This is a genomic window from Mesorhizobium sp. M0500, from assembly GCF_040321165.1.
In the GTDB taxonomy this organism is placed as follows: domain Bacteria; phylum Pseudomonadota; class Alphaproteobacteria; order Rhizobiales; family Rhizobiaceae; genus Mesorhizobium.
Map to the genome: position 1 here is coordinate 299,137 of NZ_JAMYRB010000002.1, position 19,468 is coordinate 318,604.

Consider the following 19,468-nt stretch of genomic DNA (forward strand, 5'->3'; position numbering starts at 1 on the left):
GTGACCCGAGCGGCGAATTGCAGCGGTTCGATGCCCGACCGGGCGCGGCGGGTCAAGGTGCTATCGATGCGGCATGAAGGGTTGCTGCCAGGCGCCGACAAGGCTGTCTGATGCCGGCCTATTCACCCGAACGCGATCAGCAGATCCTTGGCATCGATCTGGTCGCCGGCCTTGACCAGCACCTCGGCTATGGTGCCGTCGCGTTCGGCATGCAACGCCGTTTCCATCTTCATCGCTTCGATCGACAGCAGCACGTCGCCGGCCTTCACCGCCTGGCCGGCAGCGACCGCAAGCGCCGAGACGACGCCAGGCATCGGCGCGCCGACATGCGCCTCATTGCCCGGCTCCGCCTTGCGCCGTGCCTTGGCAGCGGACGCGCCATGCGCCCGGTCCGGCACCTTCACCCGGCGCGGCTGCCCGTTGAGCTCGAAGAACACGGTGACCATGCCCTTTTCGTCGACATCGCCCATGGCAAGGCAGCGCACCACCAGCGTCTTGCCTTTTTCGATGTCGACGAAAATCTCGTCTTCCGGCTTCATGCCGTAGAAATAGGTCGGCGTCGGCAGCACGCTGACCGGCCCGTAGGTCTCCTGCGCGGCGGCAAAATCGGAAAACACCTTCGGATACATCAGCCACGACGCGAACTCGAACTCGCTGAGCTTGCGCTCGAGCTTTTCCTCGACCTCCGCGCGACTGGCCTTGAGGTCCGCCGGTTTGAGCAGCGAACCCGGCCGCACCGTGATCGGCTTTTCGCCCTTCAGCACCTTCTTCTGCAATGGCTTTGGCCAGCCGCCCGGCGACTGGCCGAGATCGCCGCGCAACATCGACACCACCGAATCCGGGAAGGCGATGTCCCTCGCCGGATTCTCGACGTCGGCGACGGTCAGGTCCTGGCTCACCATCATCAGCGCCATGTCGCCGACGACCTTGGACGACGGCGTCACCTTGACGATGTCGCCGAACATCAGATTGACGTCCTGATAGGTCTGCGCCACTTCGTGCCAGCGTGTCTCCAGCCCGAGCGAGCGCGCCTGTTCCTTGAGGTTGGTGAACTGACCGCCCGGCATTTCATGCAGATAGACCTCCGATGCCGGCCCCTTCAGGTCGCTTTCGAAGGCTGAATACTGGTTGCGCACCGCCTCCCAGTAGAACGAGATGTTCCTGATCCACTGCGGGTCGAGGCCCGGATCGCGCTCGGTGCCCTTCAGCGCCTCCACGATCGAACCGAGGCACGGCTGCGAGGTGTTGCCGGATAGCGAATCCATCGCCGCGTCGATGGCGTCGACGCCGCTCTCCACCGCCGCCAGCACGGTTGCCGCCGACAGGCCGGATGTGTCGTGGGTGTGGAAGTGGATCGGCAGGTCCGTCGCCTCGCGCAGTGCCTTGAACAGCACGCGGGCAGCGCTCGGCTTTAGAAGCCCAGCCATGTCCTTGACGGCGATGATATGGGCGCCTGCCGCCTGCAATTCCCTGGCCAGGCCGACATAGTATTTCAGATCGTATTTGGCCCGCGCCGGATCGAGTATGTCGCCGGTATAACAGATCGCCGCTTCGATCAGTCTGCCCTCGGCGCCGACCGCATCCATGGCCACGCGCATGTTCTCGACCCAGTTCAGGCAGTCGAAGACCCGGAACAGGTCGATGCCGCCGGCAGCGGCCTGGCGAACGAAATGCTGGACGACATTGTCGGGATAGTTGGTATAGCCAACGCCGTTGGCACCGCGCAGGAGCATCTGCAGCAGAAGGTTGGGTGCTGCCTCGCGCACCAGTGACAGCCGCTCCCATGGGTCTTCGGTGAGAAAGCGCATGGCGACGTCGAATGTGGCGCCGCCCCAGCATTCGAGCGACAAAAGCTGCGGCAGAGCACGCGCATAGGTGCCTGCAATTCCGGCGATGTCATAGGTGCGCATACGCGTCGCGAGCAAGGATTGATGCCCGTCGCGCATTGTCGTGTCGGTGACCAGCACCTCTTTTTGTTCGCGCATCCACGCGGCGAATTTCTCCGGCCCGAGCACGTCGAGCTTCTGCTTGCTGCCTTGAGGCACATTGCCGTTGAGATATGGCACCACCGGTGGCGCCGCATCGACCTTTGGCTGCGGCCGGCCGCGCGTCTCGGGATGACCATTGACCGAAACGTCGGCAAGGTAGTTGAGCAGCTTGGTCGCGCGGTCCTGCCGCTTCACACTGGCGAACAGTTCCGGCGTCGTGTCGATGAACTTGGTGGTGTAGGAATTGTCGGCGAAGCTCGGGTGATTGATGATCGCCTCGAGGAACGTGAGGTTGGTCGCCACGCCGCGGATGCGGAATTCGCGCAGCGCCCGGTTCATGCGGGCGATGGTCTCGGCCGGCGTCGGCGCCCACGCCGTTACCTTTTCCAGCAGCGGATCGTAGAAGCGGGTGATGACCGCGCCCGAATAGGCGGTGCCGCCATCAAGGCGGATACCGAAGCCGGTGGCACCGCGATAGGCGGTGATGCGGCCATAGTCGGGGATGAAATTATGCTCGGGATCTTCCGTGGTGATGCGGCACTGCAGCGCGTGACCGTTGAGCCTGATGTCCTTCTGCGCCGGAACGCCCGATTCCGCCGTGCCGATGGCAAAGCCATCGAGGATATGGATCTGCGCCTTGACGATGTCGATGCCGGTCACCTGTTCGGTGACGGTGTGCTCGACCTGGATACGCGGATTGACCTCGATGAAGTAGAATTTTCCGGTGTCGGCATCCTGCAAGAACTCGACCGTGCCGGCGCCGATATAGCTGGTTTCGCGCGCGATCCTCAGCGCGTAGCCGCAAAGCTCCTCGCGCTGTGACATTTCGAGGTAGGGCGCCGGCGCCCGCTCGACCACTTTCTGGTTGCGACGCTGGATCGAACAATCGCGCTCGAACAGGTGCACGGCGTTGCCATGTGTGTCGCCCAGCACCTGCACCTCGACATGGCGCGCGCGCTCGATCAGCTTTTCGAGATAGACCTCGTCCTTGCCGAAAGCGGCCTTCGCCTCACGCTTGCCTTCCATCACCTCGCGGGCGAGATCGGCCTCGGACCGGATGGCGCGCATGCCCCGGCCGCCGCCGCCCCAGGACGCCTTGAGCATCACCGGGTAGCCGATCGTCTTGGCGAGTTCCTTTACCGCCGCCATGTCGTCCGGCAAGGGATCGGTAGCGGGAATTACCGGCACACCGACTTCGATTGCGAGATTGCGGGCGGCGACCTTGTTGCCCAGCCTGCGCATCGTATCCGGCTTTGGCCCGATGAAGATGATGCCGGCCTTGGCGCAGGCTTCGGCGAATTCCGGGCTTTCCGACAGCAGGCCGTACCCTGGATGGATGGCATCGGCGCCCGATAGCCTGGCGACGCGGATAACCTCCTCGATCGACAGATAGCTTTCGATCGGCCCCATATCCCTGGCCAAATGCGGCCCGCGCCCGACCTGGTAGCTTTCGTCGGCCTTGAAGCGATGCAGGGAGTATTTGTCCTCCTCTGCCCAGATCGCCACGGTTTTGAGGCCGAGCTCGTTTGCCGCGCGGAAGACGCGGATGGCTATTTCGGAGCGGTTGGCGACAAGGATCTTCGAGATTGCCAAGGACAGGGCTCCGGACGCGGGGAAGGGAACTGCCGGATATGATTAGCGCGAAAATGCTGCAGTGCAAACAAAATCGAAAAGAGGATTAAACCGATTTAATTTGATCTATCGCGCTGACACATTGCGTGTCGATCCGAAGAACGCCTGGGCAGTTCCGATCCAGGCTTTCGGGAACTCTCATAAAAAATGCCCGGCGCGAGGCGCCGGGCATTCTCATGTAGCAACGTCCGGTTATTTGCCGGGTGCGTTCTCGACATAGGTGTACTTGCCGTCGTCACCCTTCTTCCAGGTGTACATGACGTAGTCAGGACGGGTGATATCGCCCTTCGCGTCGTAGCCGATCTCGCCGATCGCGGTCTTCCAGGGGCCGGCCGACTTGATGGTCTCGGCTACCTTCTGAGCGTCATCGGCTGAACCGGTCTTGGTGATGGCGGCCGCGATGATTTCCATCGCTGCGTAGGAATAGAGGGTATAGGCCTCGGGCTCGAAGCCGGCCGCACGGAACTTCTCGACGAGTTCCTTGGCGTTCGGATTCTTGCGCGGATCCGGAGCGAACGTCATCAGCGTGCCCTCGACGGCGTCGCCGGCGATGGAGGCCAATTCGTTCGACACGATGCCGTCGCCGGACATGAAGGTTGCCTTGAGGCCCTGGTCAGCGAGCTGGCGAATGATCAGGCCGGCTTCGGTGTGCAGGCCGCCATAGTATACGACCGAGACGCCCGCGTCCTTCATCTTGGCGATGAGGGCCGAGAAATCCTTGTCGCCGACATTGATGCCTTCATACATGGCCTCAGTCACGCCGTTGGCTGCGAGCGCCTTCTTGGTTTCGTCGGCGAGGCCCTGGCCATAAGGCGTCTTGTCATGGATGACAGCGATCTTGGCATCCTTGAAGTTCGCGGCGAGATAGTCGCCAGCGACCTTGCCCTGCTGATCGTCGCGTCCGCAGGTGCGGAAGGTGTTCCACATGCCACGTTCCGTCAACTTCGGATTGGTCGCGGCCGGCGTGATCTCAAGGATGCCGTTCTCGGCGTAGACTTCCGACGCCGGGATCGAGACGCCGGAGTTGAAGTGGCCATCGACATACTTGACGCCGTCGGCGACGAACTTGTTGGCGACCGAGATGCCTTGCTTGGGATCGGAGACGTCGTCGCCGACTTCAAGCTTGAGCTGCTGGCCAAGAACGCCGCCGGCCGCATTGATATCGGCGACTGCCTGTTCGGCACCCTTCTGAAGCTGGGCGCCGAACGCTGCGTTCGGACCGGTGATCGGACCGGCAACGCCGATCAGGATGTCAGCCCACGCGTTGCCGCTGAACGCGACAAGCGCGGTCAGGGCGACGGCGGACAAAAGTGACTTTTTCATTGAAACGCTCCCATTTACCGAGTGGGCGTGGATGTTGCTTTCATGCGATGCCCACTCTTGCTCGCAGAAAGAGTACTTTGCCGATTTTCAGGCACTTGTCACGCCGATTCATCCCTGAAACGCCGTTAATGATAAATGTCAACCTTTTGGTTTCCAGCTCAAAAGAGAGGCTCTTTCGTAAAGCCAATTATACTGCGTTACCATCTGGTTGGTGCGCGTGTATTGGTAGCCGATGAAGCCCAAGATCATCAGCACAATGGTATCGACGATGTAGTAATGCAGCGAGAACATCGTTCCGCCGAACAGCGCGTGATGAATGAACCTTATGCCGATGCCGAGCCCCAGCATGAAGGCGAACAACTGGGCGAAGCTGCGCCACGTCTGCGCACACGCCTTGCCCGTCATCCACGCCGCCCAGCCGCCGAGCAGGCAGGTGACGAAGAAGAACTGCCAGATCGAGGGTTCCTCATAGAGAATGCCCTGCATGATTGATGCCTCCTGAAACTCAGTGATGGCCGCCTTCGAGATAGGCGGCGCGCACTTCCGGATTGGCGAGCAACTCCTTGCCGGTGCCGCTCATCGTCACATTGCCGTTGACCATGACATAGCCGCGCGTGGCGAGTTTCAGCGCGCCGAAGGCGTTCTGCTCGACCAGGAACACGGTCAGGCCTTGAGTCCGGTTCAGCTCGCGGATTGCGTCGAATATCTGCTTGACGATCAGCGGCGCCAGGCCGAGCGACGGCTCGTCGAGCAAAAGCAGCTTCGGCCGTGCCATCAGCGCGCGCCCGATCGACAGCATCTGCTGCTCGCCGCCGGACAGCGTGCCGCCACGCTGGGCAATGCGTTCCTTCAGGCGTGGAAACAGCGTGAACACCTTCTCGACGTCCTCGTCATAATGCTCAAGGTTGTCGAGGCTGGCGCCCATTTGCAGGTTTTCCATCACCGTCATGCGCGGGAAAATGCGGCGCCCTTCCGGCGACTGGGCGATGCGCATGCGCGCGATCTCGTGGGTCGGCAGTTGGGTGATGTCGGTACCGGCGAATGTGATGGTACCCGCGCGGGCGCGGGGAGCACCGAAGATGGTCATCATCAGCGTCGACTTGCCGGCGCCGTTGGCACCGATCAGCGCTACGATCTCACCTTGCCTGACGGTGACGTCGACACCGTTCAGCGCCCTGATGTTGCCGTAGTAGGTCTGAACGCCCTTGATATCGAGCAGCGTTGTGCCGGCCATCACTTGCGCCCTCCGCGCCGATTGGAGACGCGCGGCGTCTTCGGCTTCACCGGAGCCTTGGTGGCCGGCTTTGCTGCAGAGGATTTCGCGGCAGAAGATTTCGCCGTCGGTTTGGCTTTGGCCTGCGCTGCCGCCTTGCTTGCTGCGGCACTCGACCTCGCATCGAACTGCCCGGCTTTCGAGGCACCTTTCGACACGGTGACGCGCTCGCCCTCGCTGTGGCCGACCGTGTCGGCAACCGGTCCGGCGAGATAGGAAGACGATGTGCCTGGGCCGTGGGCGGCATCCGGGCCCGTATCCAATTGCTCGATGACATCTTCGTCGCCGACTTCGGTGAGCACCGTCTCGACCTCCTCGTCGTCGACGCCAAGATAGGCGGCGATGACGCGCGGGTCGGTTCGCACCGATTGCGGGTTGCCGTCCGAGATTTTGCGCCCGTATTCGAGCACCACGACGTGATCGGAAATCTGCATCACCACCGCCATGTCGTGCTCGATCAAAAGGATCGACGTGCCGGTGTTGTCCTTGATGTCCATCAGCAGCGCATTGAGCCCCGCCGATTCTTTCGGATTGAGACCAGCGGCCGGCTCGTCGAGGCACAGAAGCTCAGGCCCGGTGCACATGGCGCGAGCGATTTCGAGCCGCCGCTGCGCGCCATAGGGCAGATCGCCGGCCGGATCGTCGGCGCGGTCGACAAGATCGGCCTTCTCCAGCCAGTGCTCGGCCAGTTCAACCGATTCCGCCGAGGCCTGTCTGTAGCCGCTAAAGCCGAACAGGCCGAGAATGGTGTAACCGGAGGCCTTCATCAGCTTGTTGTGCTGGGCGACGAGAAGGTTCTCCAGCAGCGTCATGCCCGAGAACAGGCGGATGTTCTGAAAGGTGCGCGCCACCTTGGCGCGCGCCGGGATCTCATGGTTGGGCAAGCGTTCGAGCAGGAACGTCGAGCCGTCGCGCCGGTTGAGCGTGATCATGCCTTCCGACGGTTTGTAGAAACCGGTGATGCAATTGAACACGGTGGTCTTGCCGGCGCCGTTCGGACCGATCAGCGCGGTGATCTCGCCGCGCTTGGCCTGGAAGGAAAGGTCGCCGATGGCGACGAGACCGCCGAACTTCATCGACAGATGCTCGACCTGCAGGATGGCATTGTTCATGGAGGGGCTCGCGTTCATCAGCCGTGTCCCTCCTTGGTGAAGGACCCGGACACCGCCCTGCGCACCTTGAGGAAAGCTGTCGGCTCGCGGCTGCCGACGAAGCCGCGCGGCTTCCACAGCATGACGATGACCATCGCCATGCCGAACAGCAGCATGCGATACAGTTCCGGCGTGAAGCCGGACCCGAAACCGGGTATGACCGTAGTGTTGCCCCACCTGAGGCCGGTCTTGAGGAAATCCAGTTCGCGCAGGACTTCGGTGCCGCCGATCATCACCATGGCGGCGACGGCAATGCCGACCAGCGAGCCCATGCCGCCAAGCACGACGATGGCGAGGATGATCGCCGATTCCAGGAAGACGAAGGATTCCGGGCTGACGAAGCCTTGCCGCGCGGCAAAGAACGAGCCGGCGAAGCCGCCGAACATCGCGCCCGTGGCAAAGGCGGTGAGCTTGGTGGTGGTGGTGTTGATGCCGAGCGAACGGCAGGCGATCTCGTCCTCGCGCAGCGCTTCCCAGGCACGGCCGACCGGCATCCGCCTGAGCCTCACGGTGACGAAGGCCGTCAGCAGGCAGAGCCCGAGGATCAAATAGTAGAGGAATATCTTGTAGTAGGCACCCGATTGGGCGATGCCGAGCACCTTCGAGATGTAGTTCGGATCGGAGACGTTGAACGACATCAGGCCGAAGAAAGAGACCTTCGGGATGCCGGAAATCCCGGCCGAGCCGTTGGTCACCTCGCGCCAGTTGATGATCACCAGCCTTATGATTTCGCCGAAGGCGAGCGTCACGATCGCCAGATAGTCACCGCGCAAGCGCAGCACCGGGAAGCCTAGCATCACCCCCCAAAACGCAGCCATTAGGCCGGCGGCGGGCAGCAGGATCCAGAAGGAGAGGCCAAAATGCGTGCCGAGCAGCGCATAGGCGTAGGCACCGACGGCGTAGAAGGCGACATAGCCGAGATCGAGCAGGCCGGCCAAGCCGATAACGATATTCAGCCCCCAGGCCAGCATCACGTAGATCAGGATCTGGATGCCGTAATTGTCGACATATTTCAGCGAGCCCTGGAAACCGGCGGCCATCGACCCGGCATATAGCGCTAGCACCAACACCACCACGATCGGGTAGAGCGCCAGTGCGGTTATGCCCAATGCCGAGAAATGAGCATGAATGAAGGCCCGGAAATGATAAATCAGCCAGGCCAGCGCATAGATGATTGCAAGCGCCCGCACGAACCGCACGAAATCGGAAAGTTCCGGCCCTAAGGCCTCGGTCAGAAAGCCGCTGAGCGCGAGCAGAATAACGGCGACGGCGAGCGCCACGATGAACGCGGGAAAGCGGAAGAATCGCGAAGCCAGGCTGACCGGCAGCAGGCCGGTGGCGACGTCGACGATCTTCTGGTTCGCCAGGAAGGGTTGGCCATAGGCGACGTAAAGGAAGCGTCCGGCCATGGTGGCGATCACGACGCCGGCGAGCAAGCCCCAGCGCTGCACCAGGATCAGTTCGTTGGAGATGTTCTGGTCGGTCTTCAGGCCGATGAACAGCACGAACAAGCCAAGCGAGATGGCGCCGGCATAGAGCGCTTCGCGAAAAGCGCGCTGGACCGGGGTGGCGACGACGGTGCTTTCCGGAGACACGGTAACCGCCATGATCTCAGACCTTTTCGACTTCTGGCCGGCCGAGAATGCCGGAAGGCAGGAAGATCAGCACGATCGCCAGGATGGAGAAGGCGGCGACGTCCTTGTAGTCGATCGAGAAATAAGCCGACCACATGCTTTCGATGAAGCCAATCATCAGCCCGCCGAGCACGGCGCCGGGCAGTGAGCCGATGCCGCCGAGCACCGCGGCAGTAAACGCCTTCACACCGGGCGTAAAGCCGTCGGAAAACACCACAACGCCGTAATACATCAGGAACAACGTGCCGGCGACGGCGGCAAGGGCGGCGCCCATGATGAAGGTGATCGAGATGGTGCGATCGACGTCGATGCCAAGCAGTGCGGCCATCTTGCGATCCTGCTCGCAGGCGCGCTGCGCCCGGCCGAGCGAGGTCTTGTTGACCAGGTACCAGAACAGCGCCAGCAGGACTATGGTGACCAGGACGATGATGATCTGCTTCAGCGAGACGCTGATGCCTTCGATGTTGTAGACCTTGGACACCATTGGCGGGACCGGCTTGTTGCGCGGCCCTTGGGTCACCTGGACGAAATTGGACAGCGCAATCGACATGCCAATCGCGGTGATCAGTGGCGCCAGCCGGAATGAACCGCGCAAAGGCCGGTAGGCCACCTTCTCGATCGTCCAATTATACAGGCTGGTCAGCAGCATCGCGACGATCATCATGATCAGCAGCGCAACGACGATCGGCAGCGAATAGAACAACGCACCGAGGATAAGGAAAACGATGAGCGCGGTGAAAGCGCCGATCATGAAAATGTCGCCATGGGCGAAATTGATCATGCCGATGATGCCGTAGACCATCGTATAGCCGATCGCGATCAGCCCATAGATCGATCCCAGCGTCAGCCCATTGATAAGCTGCTGGACAAAATACTGCATGCTGTCGTGGCTCCCCTGGAATGTCGCCCATGCAGACGCATTCCTTTTCGTATTTCCCCTAGTCGTAAAGTTTCGAGCCCGGATTGCAACGTGATTTTTCGATCATTATGCGTGTTTTCGCCGCACGCCGTTCGATTGCCCGTTTTGTTCCCGTCCGCCCCCTGGACCATCGCGGACCCTACCATTGGCCTAACGCAATGTCTTTGACGATTCAATCGCAGCATGCGCTCCATTTCGAAGAAATCGCCGTCAAAATAAGTTGATGAGCGGGATCGTTGCGCCGTTGACGTCAATCCGCTTGCGCTCTCTCTTTCCCTTGCGTCAGTGTTTTTTCTATTTGACGACGAAGCCGTGCGCGAACGGGTCGCGGTCGTAGATGAAGATCGTGTTCAATCCGGTCATTCGTGCCCAGCCGCCGATCGAGGGAATGATTGCCGGCTTGCCGGCGACGGTGACCTCTTCCTCGACCCTGCCCTTGAACAGCGAACCAATGATCGATTCGTGGACGAAGTCGTCGCCAACCCCAAGCTTGCCCTTGGCGTGAAGCTGCGCCATACGCGCCGAGGTGCCGGTGCCGCAGGGCGACCGGTCGATTGCCTTGTCGCCGTAGAAGACGGCGTTGCGGGCATCGGCTTGCGGGTTGGTCGGCGCGCCGGTCCACAATATGTGCGACAGCGTATTGATGCCGGGATTCTCCGGATGCACGAAGGTATATTTTTCGTTGAGCCGCTGCCGCACCACCGGGCTCCAGGCGATCAGTTCGCCGGCCGAATGGTCGGCCATGTCGCGATAGGTCTTTTGCGGTTCGACGATGGCGTAGAAATTGCCGCCATAGGCGACATCGACGCTGATCTCGCCGAGCCCGGGGCATTCGACGGTCAGTGCCTCGGCATAGAGGAAGGAAGGCACATTGGTGATGCGCACCTCCTCGACATAGTCGCCGACTTGGCTGTACTCCGCTACGACCACGCCCGCCGGCGTATCCAGCCTGAGCACGCCCGGTGTCTTCGGCTTGATCAGCCCATGCTCGACGGCAAAAGTTACCGTGCCGATGGTGCCGTGGCCGCACATCGGCAAGCAGCCGGAGGTTTCGATGAACAGGATGGCGATGTCGCAATCTTCACGCGTCGGCGGATAGAGGATCGAGCCGGACATCACGTCATGGCCGCGCGGCTCGAACATCAGCCCGGTGCGGATCCAGTCATATTCGGCCAGGAAATGCGCTCGCCGCTCCATCATCGTTGAGCCCTTGAGCAAAGGCCCACCGCCGGCGACCAGCCGCACCGGATTGCCGCAGGTGTGGCCGTCTATGCAGAAGAAGGAATTCTTGGCCATGCCGGCTCCCAACTGAATGTCTTCGAACTCAAAACCGTTGCGGGCTGAACGGGCCGAGATCGAGCGATGGATTCTGCCCGAGAACGAGCTCGCGGATCAAGCGCCCGGTCGCCGCAGCCTGGGTCAGGCCGAGGTGACCGTGGCCGAAACCATACACCACCGACGGCGTTTGTTGCGACCGCCCGATCACCGGCAGCGAATCCGGCAGCGACGGCCGGAACCCCATCCATTCGCGTCCATTGGCCGGATCCAGTCCCGGCAGGAATTTCTGCGCCTTTTCGAGCAGCGCTTTCGAGCGCGCATAATTGGGCGGCCTCTCAAGGCCGCCGAGTTCGACCGCGCCGCCGACGCGCAGGCCCGTCTCGAGCGGCGTGATGACGAAGCCATGCCCGGAGAAGATCAATTGCCGCTTTACGTCGAAGGCAGTCTTCGGCAACGTCGTGTTGTAGCCACGCTCGGTCTCCAGCGGGATTCCGTCGCCGAGATGTCTCGCCAGCAGATGCGACCAGGCCCCGGCAGCGATGACGACGTGCTTCGCCCGTCGCCGCGTGCCGTCGGCCGTGGTCAAGATCGCGCCGTCCTGTCCCGCCTTGACACGCTCGATCCGGGCCCTTTCGAACCCGGCGCCCAACCTCTCGGCATAGGCCCACAAGGCCTTTCCAAGCAGTTTGGGATCGGCAACGGTTTTCCACCCCGGCACGAACGTTCCCTTGACGAAGCGCGGCGACAGACCGGGCTGCAGGGCTGTGAGAGCGCTCCCCTCGACATGGCTGAAGCCGATGCCGAAGCGCTGCCTTGCCGCCCAGCCGGTCAGCGAGGCCTTGAACTCGGCCTCGCTGTCGTAGAGTTCGAGCGAGCCGTCCTCATGCAGCATCGGCCGTGTGCCGGAACGGTCGAGCAAGCCCATCCATTCCGCCTCGGCGAGCTTCATCATCCCGGCCTGCGCGGCAAGGCCGGCTTCGTAGCGGTCGCTTCGGCCGGCGCGCCAGAAGCGGACCAGCCAGGGCAGCAGCTTCGGCAGATACGCGGGTGGGATGCTGAGCGGGCCGAGCGGGTCGGCGAGCCATTTCGGCAACTGCTTGATCATGCCCTTGTGGGCGAGCGGCAGCACATCGGAGAAGGCAAAGGCAGCGGCATTGCCGGAGCTGGTTTCCTCACAGATCCCCGTCCGATCGAAGATCGTGACATTTTGGCCCGCCTCTGCCAGAAAGGCGGCGGCGCAGATGCCGATGATGCCGCCACCAATGATGGCGACATCGAGCGTAGCATTATCATTCATTGCCATGCGCCGCGCTGCACATCTGCAAATGCCTTCAAAGCGACTGGATCAGAATGTCGGCAGCTCTGGCCGCACCGCCAGCGCATCCCTGACGATCTTTTCGACTGCCTTGCGCCGCTCGCCCGACAATGGCTGGCGCGGCATGCGCACGCGGTCGTTGGTGTTGATCGCCAACACTTCGGCGAGCTTGATGTTCTGCACCAGATAAGTCGAGACGTCGAGGTCGAGCAGCGGCCGGAACCAGCGGTAGATCTTCAGCGCCTCCTCGCGACGGCCCTGTCTCATCAGCTGGTAGATGGCGACCGTCTCGCGCGGGAACGCGGTGACCAGGCCCGCCACCCAGCCGATGGCGCCGACCGACAGCGCCTCGAAGGCGAGATTGTCTACGCCGGTGAACAGGTCGTAGCGGTCGCCGAGGCGGTTGATGATCTCGGTCGAGCGGCGGATGTCGTCGGAGGACTCTTTTATGGCGACGAAGCGTTGGTCCTTCGCCAACTCCTCCATCTGGTCGACGGTGACGTCGACGCGGTAGGCAAGCCGGTTGGAGTAGATCATCACCGGCAGGTCGCCGGCCGCGGCGACGGCGCTGAGTGCCGCGACCGTCTCTTCGGCATTGGTATGGTAGATCGGACTCGGCACCACCATCAAACCGTTGGCGCCCGCCTTGGCGGCGCGGCGCGCGATCGCCGCCGCCTCGCGTGTACCGGCCTCGTTGACCGTCAACAGCACCGGTTTCTTGCCGGCGATCTTCTGCGCGTTCTTCAGCACCGCGATCTTCTCGTCGTGCGACAGCATCGGGCCTTCGCCGAGCGACCCGCAGACGATGATGCCGTCACAGCCGGCCTCCATCTGCAGCGCAAAGCAGCGCTCCATCTCGGCATGGTCGAGGCCGTCGTCCTCGGTGAATTTGGTCGTAACGGCGGGGAAGACTCCGGCCCACATGTCGATCGCTCCATCTGATATATCAGTCGTATATTTCTTAAGAAGCCGGCTGTCAACATTGAATCTGATATGATATATCAACAATATATCAGGAGATGTCGCATTGGTATATGACAGACCGGGCTCCGAGCCGGCGACCGCGAAGGCCTACCGCAGGCTCGAGCACATGATCGTAACTCTCGAACTGGCGCCGGCGAGCTTCATCACCGAGGGGGCGCTGATCGACAGGCTCGGCCTCGGCCGCACCCCGGTGCGCGAAGCGATCCAGCGGCTGGCCTGGGAGGGGCTGCTCGAGGTCCGGCCGCGTGCCGGCATTGCCATTGCCCCGCTTCACCCTGGCGACTGGCTGCGTGTCCTCGACGCCCGCCGTGGCATCGAGGTGGTGCTTGCCCGCTCGGCCGCCCGCTTCGTCACCCGCGAGGCCGCCGACCTGTTTCATGACGCAGCGTTGGCCATGCAGAAAGCGGTGATTTCGGAAAATGTGTTTTATTTCATCCAGGCCGACAAGGCGCTTGATGAGGCGCTGGCGCTGGCTGCCGATAACCCGTTCGCCGCGCGCCTGGCGGCACCCTTGCAAACCCACAGCCGCCGCTTCTGGTTTCGCTACAAGGCCGATACCGGCTTGGCCGAATCCGCCGAGCACCATGTCGCGCTGATCCGCTCGATCCTCGCCGGCGACGAAGAGGCCGCGGCCAAGGACGCCAAGCGGCTGATGGCGCTTTTGCGCGGCCATGCCGAGGCGGCTGCTACGCGCTGAGCCTGCCATTTCGTCATGCGCCCTGGCCGGGCAGGGCCATCACGTTTTCCCAATTGTCGCCGGCCGCGACGATGCAGCTTCTGCCAGCGATATCGGTGACGACGATGGTCCAGGTTCCGGTCTCGGCGACAAAGACTTCCATGACCGCCTCATGACCGATCAGCCCCAAAGCAAACTGCCTTTCCTGGAACTTCTCGCTCAAATGGGCGACGATCTCGCCATGTTCAACGCAGTATTGATATTGCGCGCCTGCGGTGCTCGTACCCACCGCCAATGCGCCAGCAAAAACCAGGGTTTTCACCCATCTCAACAGCGATTTGCGTGCCATAGGGCACCTCCTTTGCCATCACGTTCCGGCAAAGGAGGGGTTTGACGGCCTCATTTTGCCGGAGCGATTCAGGCCGGTTCCGACGTCATCATCATCGCGTCGTTCCTTTCTGTGCTCCGGTCTGCCATTGGTGGGAACGATTCCAGATGTTCCCATTATGTTCTCGATATATGGTATCGGCAATGGAAAAGCGCAAGCAGGCGCCCAAGCGGGCGCCTGCAGATCCGTTTTACGGTTGTCGCCGAAAGAATGGGCCACAGGCTGTGCGGCCATGCCGAGGCGCGCAAACCCGTGAAAAATCGTTCAGATGCCTGGCAGCGCCGCTATCGTCATCGCGCTTTCCCAGCCTTCGCCGACTGAAATCACGCAGCTTTGACCTTTTGTGTCGCTGGCGAGGATGGTCCATGTGCCCTTGTCGGAAACGAAGACTTCAAGCACCACATTCGGATTGACGACGCCGACTGCGCTCGGGTTTTCATGAAACTTCTCGCCGAGCGCCTTAACCATATCGGCGCGAGCCGCGCATTGCTCGGCAGCCATTGCCGGTATCGCGGAAACTGCCACTGCAGCGCAAGCTATTGTCGCCATGAGACGTGCCATCTGACACCTCCTTTGCGCCGGACGATATCCCCCGGAGCCGTCACCAGCGCCGTTGGTTGATCTGCCAGCGTCTCCTTCGCGGCAGGACTGCAACCTAAGAAGATTGCTGCCTTCTTGGTTCCATCACATTAGTGTTCATGCCAATGAAGACGGCGACAAAAAAGCCCGGACTCAGAGCCCGGGCCTTTCTCGCGGTCTGTCTTCGCGCGCCCGCAACCGGAAGCGAGGACACGCAAACGGATCGTTCGGTCAGTTCATCGTCGGGATGACGAACTCGGCACCATCCTTCACGCCGGACGGCCAGCGCGACGTTACCGTCTTGGTCTTGGTGTAGAAGCGGAACGCGTCCGGCCCGTGCTGGTTGAGGTCGCCGAAGGAGGACGCCTTCCAGCCGCCAAAGGTGTAGTAGGCGATCGGCACCGGGATCGGCACGTTGATGCCGACCATGCCGACCTGAACCCGCGAGGCGAAGTCGCGCGCCGCGTCGCCGTCGCGGGTGAAGATGGCGACGCCATTGCCCATCTCGTGCTCGTTGGCGAGCTTGATGGCGTTCTCGTAGGTCGGTGCGCGAACGACCGAGAGCACCGGCCCGAAGATCTCTTCCTTGTAGATGCGCATGTCGGCGGTCACATTGTCGAACAGGCAGCCGCCCATATAGTAGCCGTTCTCGTAGCCCTGCATGGAAAAGCCGCGGCCGTCGACGACCAGCTTGGCGCCTTCCTTGACGCCGGTGTCGACATAGGATTTGACCCGTTCCAGCGCCTGCGCCGTCACCAGCGGGCCGAAATCGGCGGAAGAATCCGTCGACGGACCGACCTTCAGGCTCTCGACGCGCGGCACCAGTCTTTCCATCAGCCGGTTGGCGGTGTCGTTGCCGACCGGGACGGCGACCGAGATCGCCATGCAGCGCTCGCCGGCCGAGCCGTAGCCGGCGCCGATCAGCGCGTCGACGGTCTGGTCCATGTCGGCATCCGGCATGATGATCATGTGGTTCTTGGCGCCGCCGAAGCACTGCACGCGCTTGCCGGCCGCGCAGCCGCGCGAGTAGATGTACTGGGCGATCGGTGTCGAGCCTACGAAACCGATAGCCTTGATGTCGGGATCGTCGAGGATGGCGTCGACCACTTCCTTGTCGCCGTTGACGACATTAAGGATGCCCGCCGGCAGACCGGCCTCGATGAACAGTTCGGCAATGCGCATCGGCACGCCCGGATCGCGTTCGGACGGCTTGAGGATGTAGGCATTGCCGCAGGCGATGGCCGGCGCGATCTTCCACAACGGGATCATCGCCGGAAAATTGAACGGCGTGATGCCGGCGACCACGCCGAGCGGCTGGCGCATCGAATAGACGTCGATGCCGGGGCCGGCGCCATCGGTGAACTCGCCCTTCATCATATGCGGCGCACCGATGCAGACCTCGACCACTTCGAGGCCGCGCTGGATGTCGCCCTTGGCGTCGGCGATGGTCTTGCCGTGTTCGCGCGCCAATATCTCGGCCAGCGCGTCATACTCCTTGGCGACCAGCTCGAGGAACCGCATCAGGACGCGTACGCGTCGCTGCGGATTGGTCGCCGCCCAGCCGGGCTGTGCGGCCTTGGCGTTTTCGACCGCCGCGCGCAATTCCGCCTGCGAAGCCAGCGCCACCGTGCCGCGCACCGTGCCGTCCATCGGCTGCATGACGTCCTGCTTGCGGCCGCTGGTTCCGGCGACGCGCTTGCCGCCGATGAAATGACCGTATTCGATCATGGTCTCTCTCCCTGGTTCGTGATGAGGCATTGTCCGCCTTTGCGGGAGCGATGGCAACGCGAGTGAAAACGCAACCGTTGTGCGGAGAATAGATAGCGGTTGACGGCAGAGCATCAATTCTCGCAAATAGGAAGAATGCAGGTCCCCAGCAGCAAGGATTGAGATTGAGTTCCTTCACCGCCCCCCTCTGTCCTGCCGGACATCTCCCCCTCAAGGGGGGAGATTGGCTGTCACGCCCGCCTTCGGAAATCTTCACCGCGGCAAGAAAGACGCCTGCGGCGAAACTGCCAATCTCCCCCCTTGAGGGGGAGATGTCCGGCAGGACAGAGGGGGGCGCGAAGGAACGCGGTTTTGATCGTTATCGCCAGGACCACCCTCATGAACTGGGATGATGCCCGTATCTTCCTTGCCGTAGCGCGGGCCGGCCAGATCCTCGGCGCCGCCAGGCGGCTGGAGCTTAATCACGCGACCGTCTCGCGCCGCATTGCCGCCCTCGAGGATGCGCTCAGGACAAAACTGTTTCGCCGGCTTACCACCGGCAGCGAGCTGACGCCGGCGGGCGAGCGTTTCCTCGAGATTGCCGAACGCATGGAGGGCGACATGATCGCAGCGCGCTCGACCGTTTCAGGCGAAGGCGACGACGTCTCGGGCACTGTGCGCATCGGCGCGCCGGACGGCTTTGGCGTCGCCTTCCTGGCCAGGCGCCTCGGCGCGCTGACCGCTCTGCACCGTGAGCTCACCATCCAGCTGGTGCCGGTGCCACGCTCCTTCTCTTTGTCCCGGCGCGAGGCCGACATTGCCATCACCGTCGAACGGCCGACGGAAGGCCGCCTGGTGGCGGGAAAGCTGGTCGACTACACGCTCGGCCTGTTCGCGTCGCGGGCCTACGCCGACACCCATGGCCTGCCCGGAACCGCCGCCGAGCTAGGCCAGCATACGCTGATCGGCTACGTGCCGGACCTGATCGTCAGTCGCTCGCTCGACTACGCGGCCGAATTCAGCCCCGACTGGCGCACCAGCTTCGCCATTTCCTCGGCGCTCGGCCAAGCCGAAGCGGTGCGTTCCGGCGCCGGCATCGGCATCCTGCACACCTTCGTTGCCCGCTCGATGCCGGAGCTGGTGCCTCTCGATATCGTTGCGCCCATCCGCCGCGCCTACTGGCTGGTCTACCACGAATCGGTCAGGCCGCTGCGCCGCGTCCAGGTCGTCGCGAGCTTCATTACCAAGGCCGTCGAACGGGACAGGGGTTTGTTCGCGTGAGCCCTGCCGGCCGCTGGCTGTCTTAGCTGGTGGGCGTCTTACTTGGCGTACCGTCCGGGCCCGAGATCGCCGACGTCGATCTCGGGCACCCGGCTGGAGATGATGTCGGCCAGAACTTTGGCCGAGCCGCAGGCCATGGTCCAGCCGAGTGTGCCATGGCCGGTGTTGAGATAGAGATTGGAGAAATCGGTGCGGCCGATCAGCGGCGGCCCGTCGGGTGTCATCGGCCGCAGCCCGCACCAGAAGGTCGCCGATCGCATGTCGCCGCTGCCCGGAAACAGGTCGCCGACCGAATGTTCGAGCGTGCGCCGCCGCGATTCGTGCAGCCGCAGGTCGAAGCCGGAAATCTCCGCCGTGCCGCCGACCCGGATACGGTCGCCGAGCCGGGTGATCGCTACTTTGTAGCTCTCGTCCATCACGGTCGAGACCGGTGCGGCGGCGGCGTCCTTGATCGGCAGGGTGATCGAATAGCCCTTGACCGGGTAGACCGGGATGGGCCGCTTCAGCATGCGCATGAACCGTGCCGAATAGCTGCCCATCGCCATCACATAGGCATCAGCGACCATCCAGCCCTTGCTGGTGCTGACGTTGGTGATGCGATCGCGCTTCTTGACGACGCGCCGTATCTCCGTGTCGTATTCGAAGGTGACGCCGCGTACCGCGCAAAGCTTGGCAAGCCTGTCGGTGAACATCTTGCAGTCGCCGGTTTCGTCGCCGGGCAACCGCAGGCCACCGACGAATTTTTCGCGCACGCCGGCCAGCCCAGGCTCGGCCGCAATGCAGCCGTCGGGGTCGAGGACCTCGTAGGGGACGCCATAGGCCTTCAGCACCTCGACATCGCCGCCGACGCCGTCGATCTGCTTTTGCGTTCGGAAGAGCTGCAGCGTGCCCTTGGCGCGCTCGTCATAGGCGATGCCGGTCGCCTCGCGCAGCGCCTTCAGCGTGTCGCGGCTGTACTCGGCCAGCGGCACCATGCGCGCCTTGTTCAGCGCGTAGCGTTCAGCCGTGCAATTGCGCAGCATCTTGACCAGCCATATCCACATATGCGGATCGAGGGCCGGTCGCACCACCAGTGGACCGTGCTTCATCAAAAGCCATTTGATGGCCTTCAGCGGAACGCCGGGCCCGGCCCAGGGCGAGGCATAGCCGGGCGAGATCTCGCCGGCATTGGCAAAGCTGGTTTCCAGCGCCGGGCCTTTCTGGCGATCGATCACCGTCACCTGATGACCGGCCTCGGCAAGAAAATAGGCGGTTGTGACCCCGATCACGCCGCCGCCCAGCACGAAGATCTTCATCGTTTGGTTCTCCGCGGCGGCATCTCGTCGGGATTCGAGACCGGG

15 protein-coding genes and 1 pseudogene are annotated in these 19,468 nt (G+C 62.6%); 2 read left to right on the forward strand and 14 right to left on the reverse strand.

The window, feature by feature from the left end:
• Positions 1 to 122: 122 nt before the first annotated feature.
• The 10 genes and pseudogenes from pyc to NKI70_RS05350 form a co-directional block, all read right to left on the reverse strand.
• Positions 123 to 3,581: a pyruvate carboxylase gene (gene pyc, locus NKI70_RS05305; protein ID WP_352696883.1), complete on the reverse strand. Its 3,459-nt coding sequence runs from the start codon at positions 3,579 to 3,581 to the stop codon at positions 123 to 125.
• 231 nt (positions 3,582 to 3,812) lie between these two features.
• Positions 3,813 to 4,943 carry a branched-chain amino acid ABC transporter substrate-binding protein gene (locus tag NKI70_RS05310; protein WP_023678047.1) on the reverse strand — a complete coding sequence of 377 codons (1,131 nt, stop codon included), beginning with the start codon at positions 4,941 to 4,943 and terminating at the stop codon, positions 3,813 to 3,815.
• 138 nt (positions 4,944 to 5,081) lie between these two features.
• Positions 5,082 to 5,429 (reverse strand): DUF6867 family protein, encoded by a 348-nt coding sequence (locus NKI70_RS05315; RefSeq protein WP_023678048.1) that lies wholly within the window; start codon positions 5,427 to 5,429, stop codon positions 5,082 to 5,084.
• Positions 5,430 to 5,448: 19 nt separating this feature from the next.
• Entirely contained in the window at positions 5,449 to 6,177 is a 729-nt protein-coding gene (locus NKI70_RS05320; RefSeq protein WP_352455032.1) for an ABC transporter ATP-binding protein, read from the reverse strand.
• A gap of 8 nt (positions 6,178 to 6,185) precedes the next feature.
• Positions 6,186 to 7,346: pseudogene (locus NKI70_RS05325) on the reverse strand (ABC transporter ATP-binding protein); the annotation flags it as partial.
• On the reverse strand, positions 7,346 to 8,974 hold the full coding sequence (livM, locus tag NKI70_RS05330; protein WP_352574662.1) for a high-affinity branched-chain amino acid ABC transporter permease LivM: 1,629 nt from the start codon (positions 8,972 to 8,974) through the stop codon (positions 7,346 to 7,348). The gene livM and the pseudogene NKI70_RS05325, both read right to left, overlap by 1 nt.
• Before the next feature lie 4 nt (positions 8,975 to 8,978).
• On the reverse strand, positions 8,979 to 9,881 hold the full coding sequence (locus NKI70_RS05335; protein WP_023678052.1) for a branched-chain amino acid ABC transporter permease: 903 nt from the start codon (positions 9,879 to 9,881) through the stop codon (positions 8,979 to 8,981).
• 333 nt (positions 9,882 to 10,214) lie between these two features.
• Positions 10,215 to 11,216: a 4-hydroxyproline epimerase gene (locus NKI70_RS05340; protein WP_352634258.1), complete on the reverse strand. Its 1,002-nt coding sequence runs from the start codon at positions 11,214 to 11,216 to the stop codon at positions 10,215 to 10,217.
• A gap of 28 nt (positions 11,217 to 11,244) precedes the next feature.
• A complete protein-coding gene (locus NKI70_RS05345) occupies positions 11,245 to 12,495 on the reverse strand; it encodes an NAD(P)/FAD-dependent oxidoreductase (RefSeq protein WP_352574659.1) in 1,251 nt (416 codons plus the stop codon).
• A gap of 48 nt (positions 12,496 to 12,543) precedes the next feature.
• On the reverse strand, positions 12,544 to 13,437 hold the full coding sequence (locus tag NKI70_RS05350) for a dihydrodipicolinate synthase family protein (RefSeq protein WP_352569559.1): 894 nt from the start codon (positions 13,435 to 13,437) through the stop codon (positions 12,544 to 12,546).
• A 166-nt stretch (positions 13,438 to 13,603) separates the two neighbouring features.
• Between NKI70_RS05350 and NKI70_RS05355 the strand changes: the two genes are divergently transcribed.
• Positions 13,604 to 14,194, forward strand: coding sequence for a GntR family transcriptional regulator (locus NKI70_RS05355; RefSeq protein ID WP_502894516.1), 591 nt, complete (start codon positions 13,604 to 13,606; stop codon positions 14,192 to 14,194).
• A 13-nt stretch (positions 14,195 to 14,207) separates the two neighbouring features.
• On the opposite strand, the gene NKI70_RS05360 is transcribed toward NKI70_RS05355, so the two are convergent.
• The 3 genes from NKI70_RS05360 to NKI70_RS05370 all read right to left on the reverse strand — a co-directional run bounded on the left by NKI70_RS05360 (position 14,208) and on the right by NKI70_RS05370 (position 16,868).
• Positions 14,208 to 14,522 carry a hypothetical protein gene (locus NKI70_RS05360; protein WP_352724351.1) on the reverse strand — a complete coding sequence of 105 codons (315 nt, stop codon included), beginning with the start codon at positions 14,520 to 14,522 and terminating at the stop codon, positions 14,208 to 14,210.
• Positions 14,523 to 14,825: 303 nt separating this feature from the next.
• The gene (locus tag NKI70_RS05365) at positions 14,826 to 15,062 is read right to left on the reverse strand and encodes a hypothetical protein (protein WP_352724352.1); all 237 of its coding nucleotides are present in this window, start codon (positions 15,060 to 15,062) and stop codon (positions 14,826 to 14,828) included.
• 309 nt (positions 15,063 to 15,371) lie between these two features.
• A complete protein-coding gene (locus tag NKI70_RS05370) occupies positions 15,372 to 16,868 on the reverse strand; it encodes a CoA-acylating methylmalonate-semialdehyde dehydrogenase (RefSeq protein WP_023678059.1) in 1,497 nt (498 codons plus the stop codon).
• A gap of 378 nt (positions 16,869 to 17,246) precedes the next feature.
• Between NKI70_RS05370 and NKI70_RS05375 the strand changes: the two genes are divergently transcribed.
• Positions 17,247 to 18,128 (forward strand): LysR family transcriptional regulator, encoded by an 882-nt coding sequence (locus NKI70_RS05375; protein WP_023678060.1) that lies wholly within the window; start codon positions 17,247 to 17,249, stop codon positions 18,126 to 18,128.
• A gap of 38 nt (positions 18,129 to 18,166) precedes the next feature.
• On the opposite strand, the gene NKI70_RS05380 is transcribed toward NKI70_RS05375, so the two are convergent.
• Positions 18,167 to 19,423: a D-amino acid dehydrogenase gene (locus NKI70_RS05380; protein WP_502898916.1), complete on the reverse strand. Its 1,257-nt coding sequence runs from the start codon at positions 19,421 to 19,423 to the stop codon at positions 18,167 to 18,169.
• Positions 19,424 to 19,468: the final 45 nt, after the last annotated feature.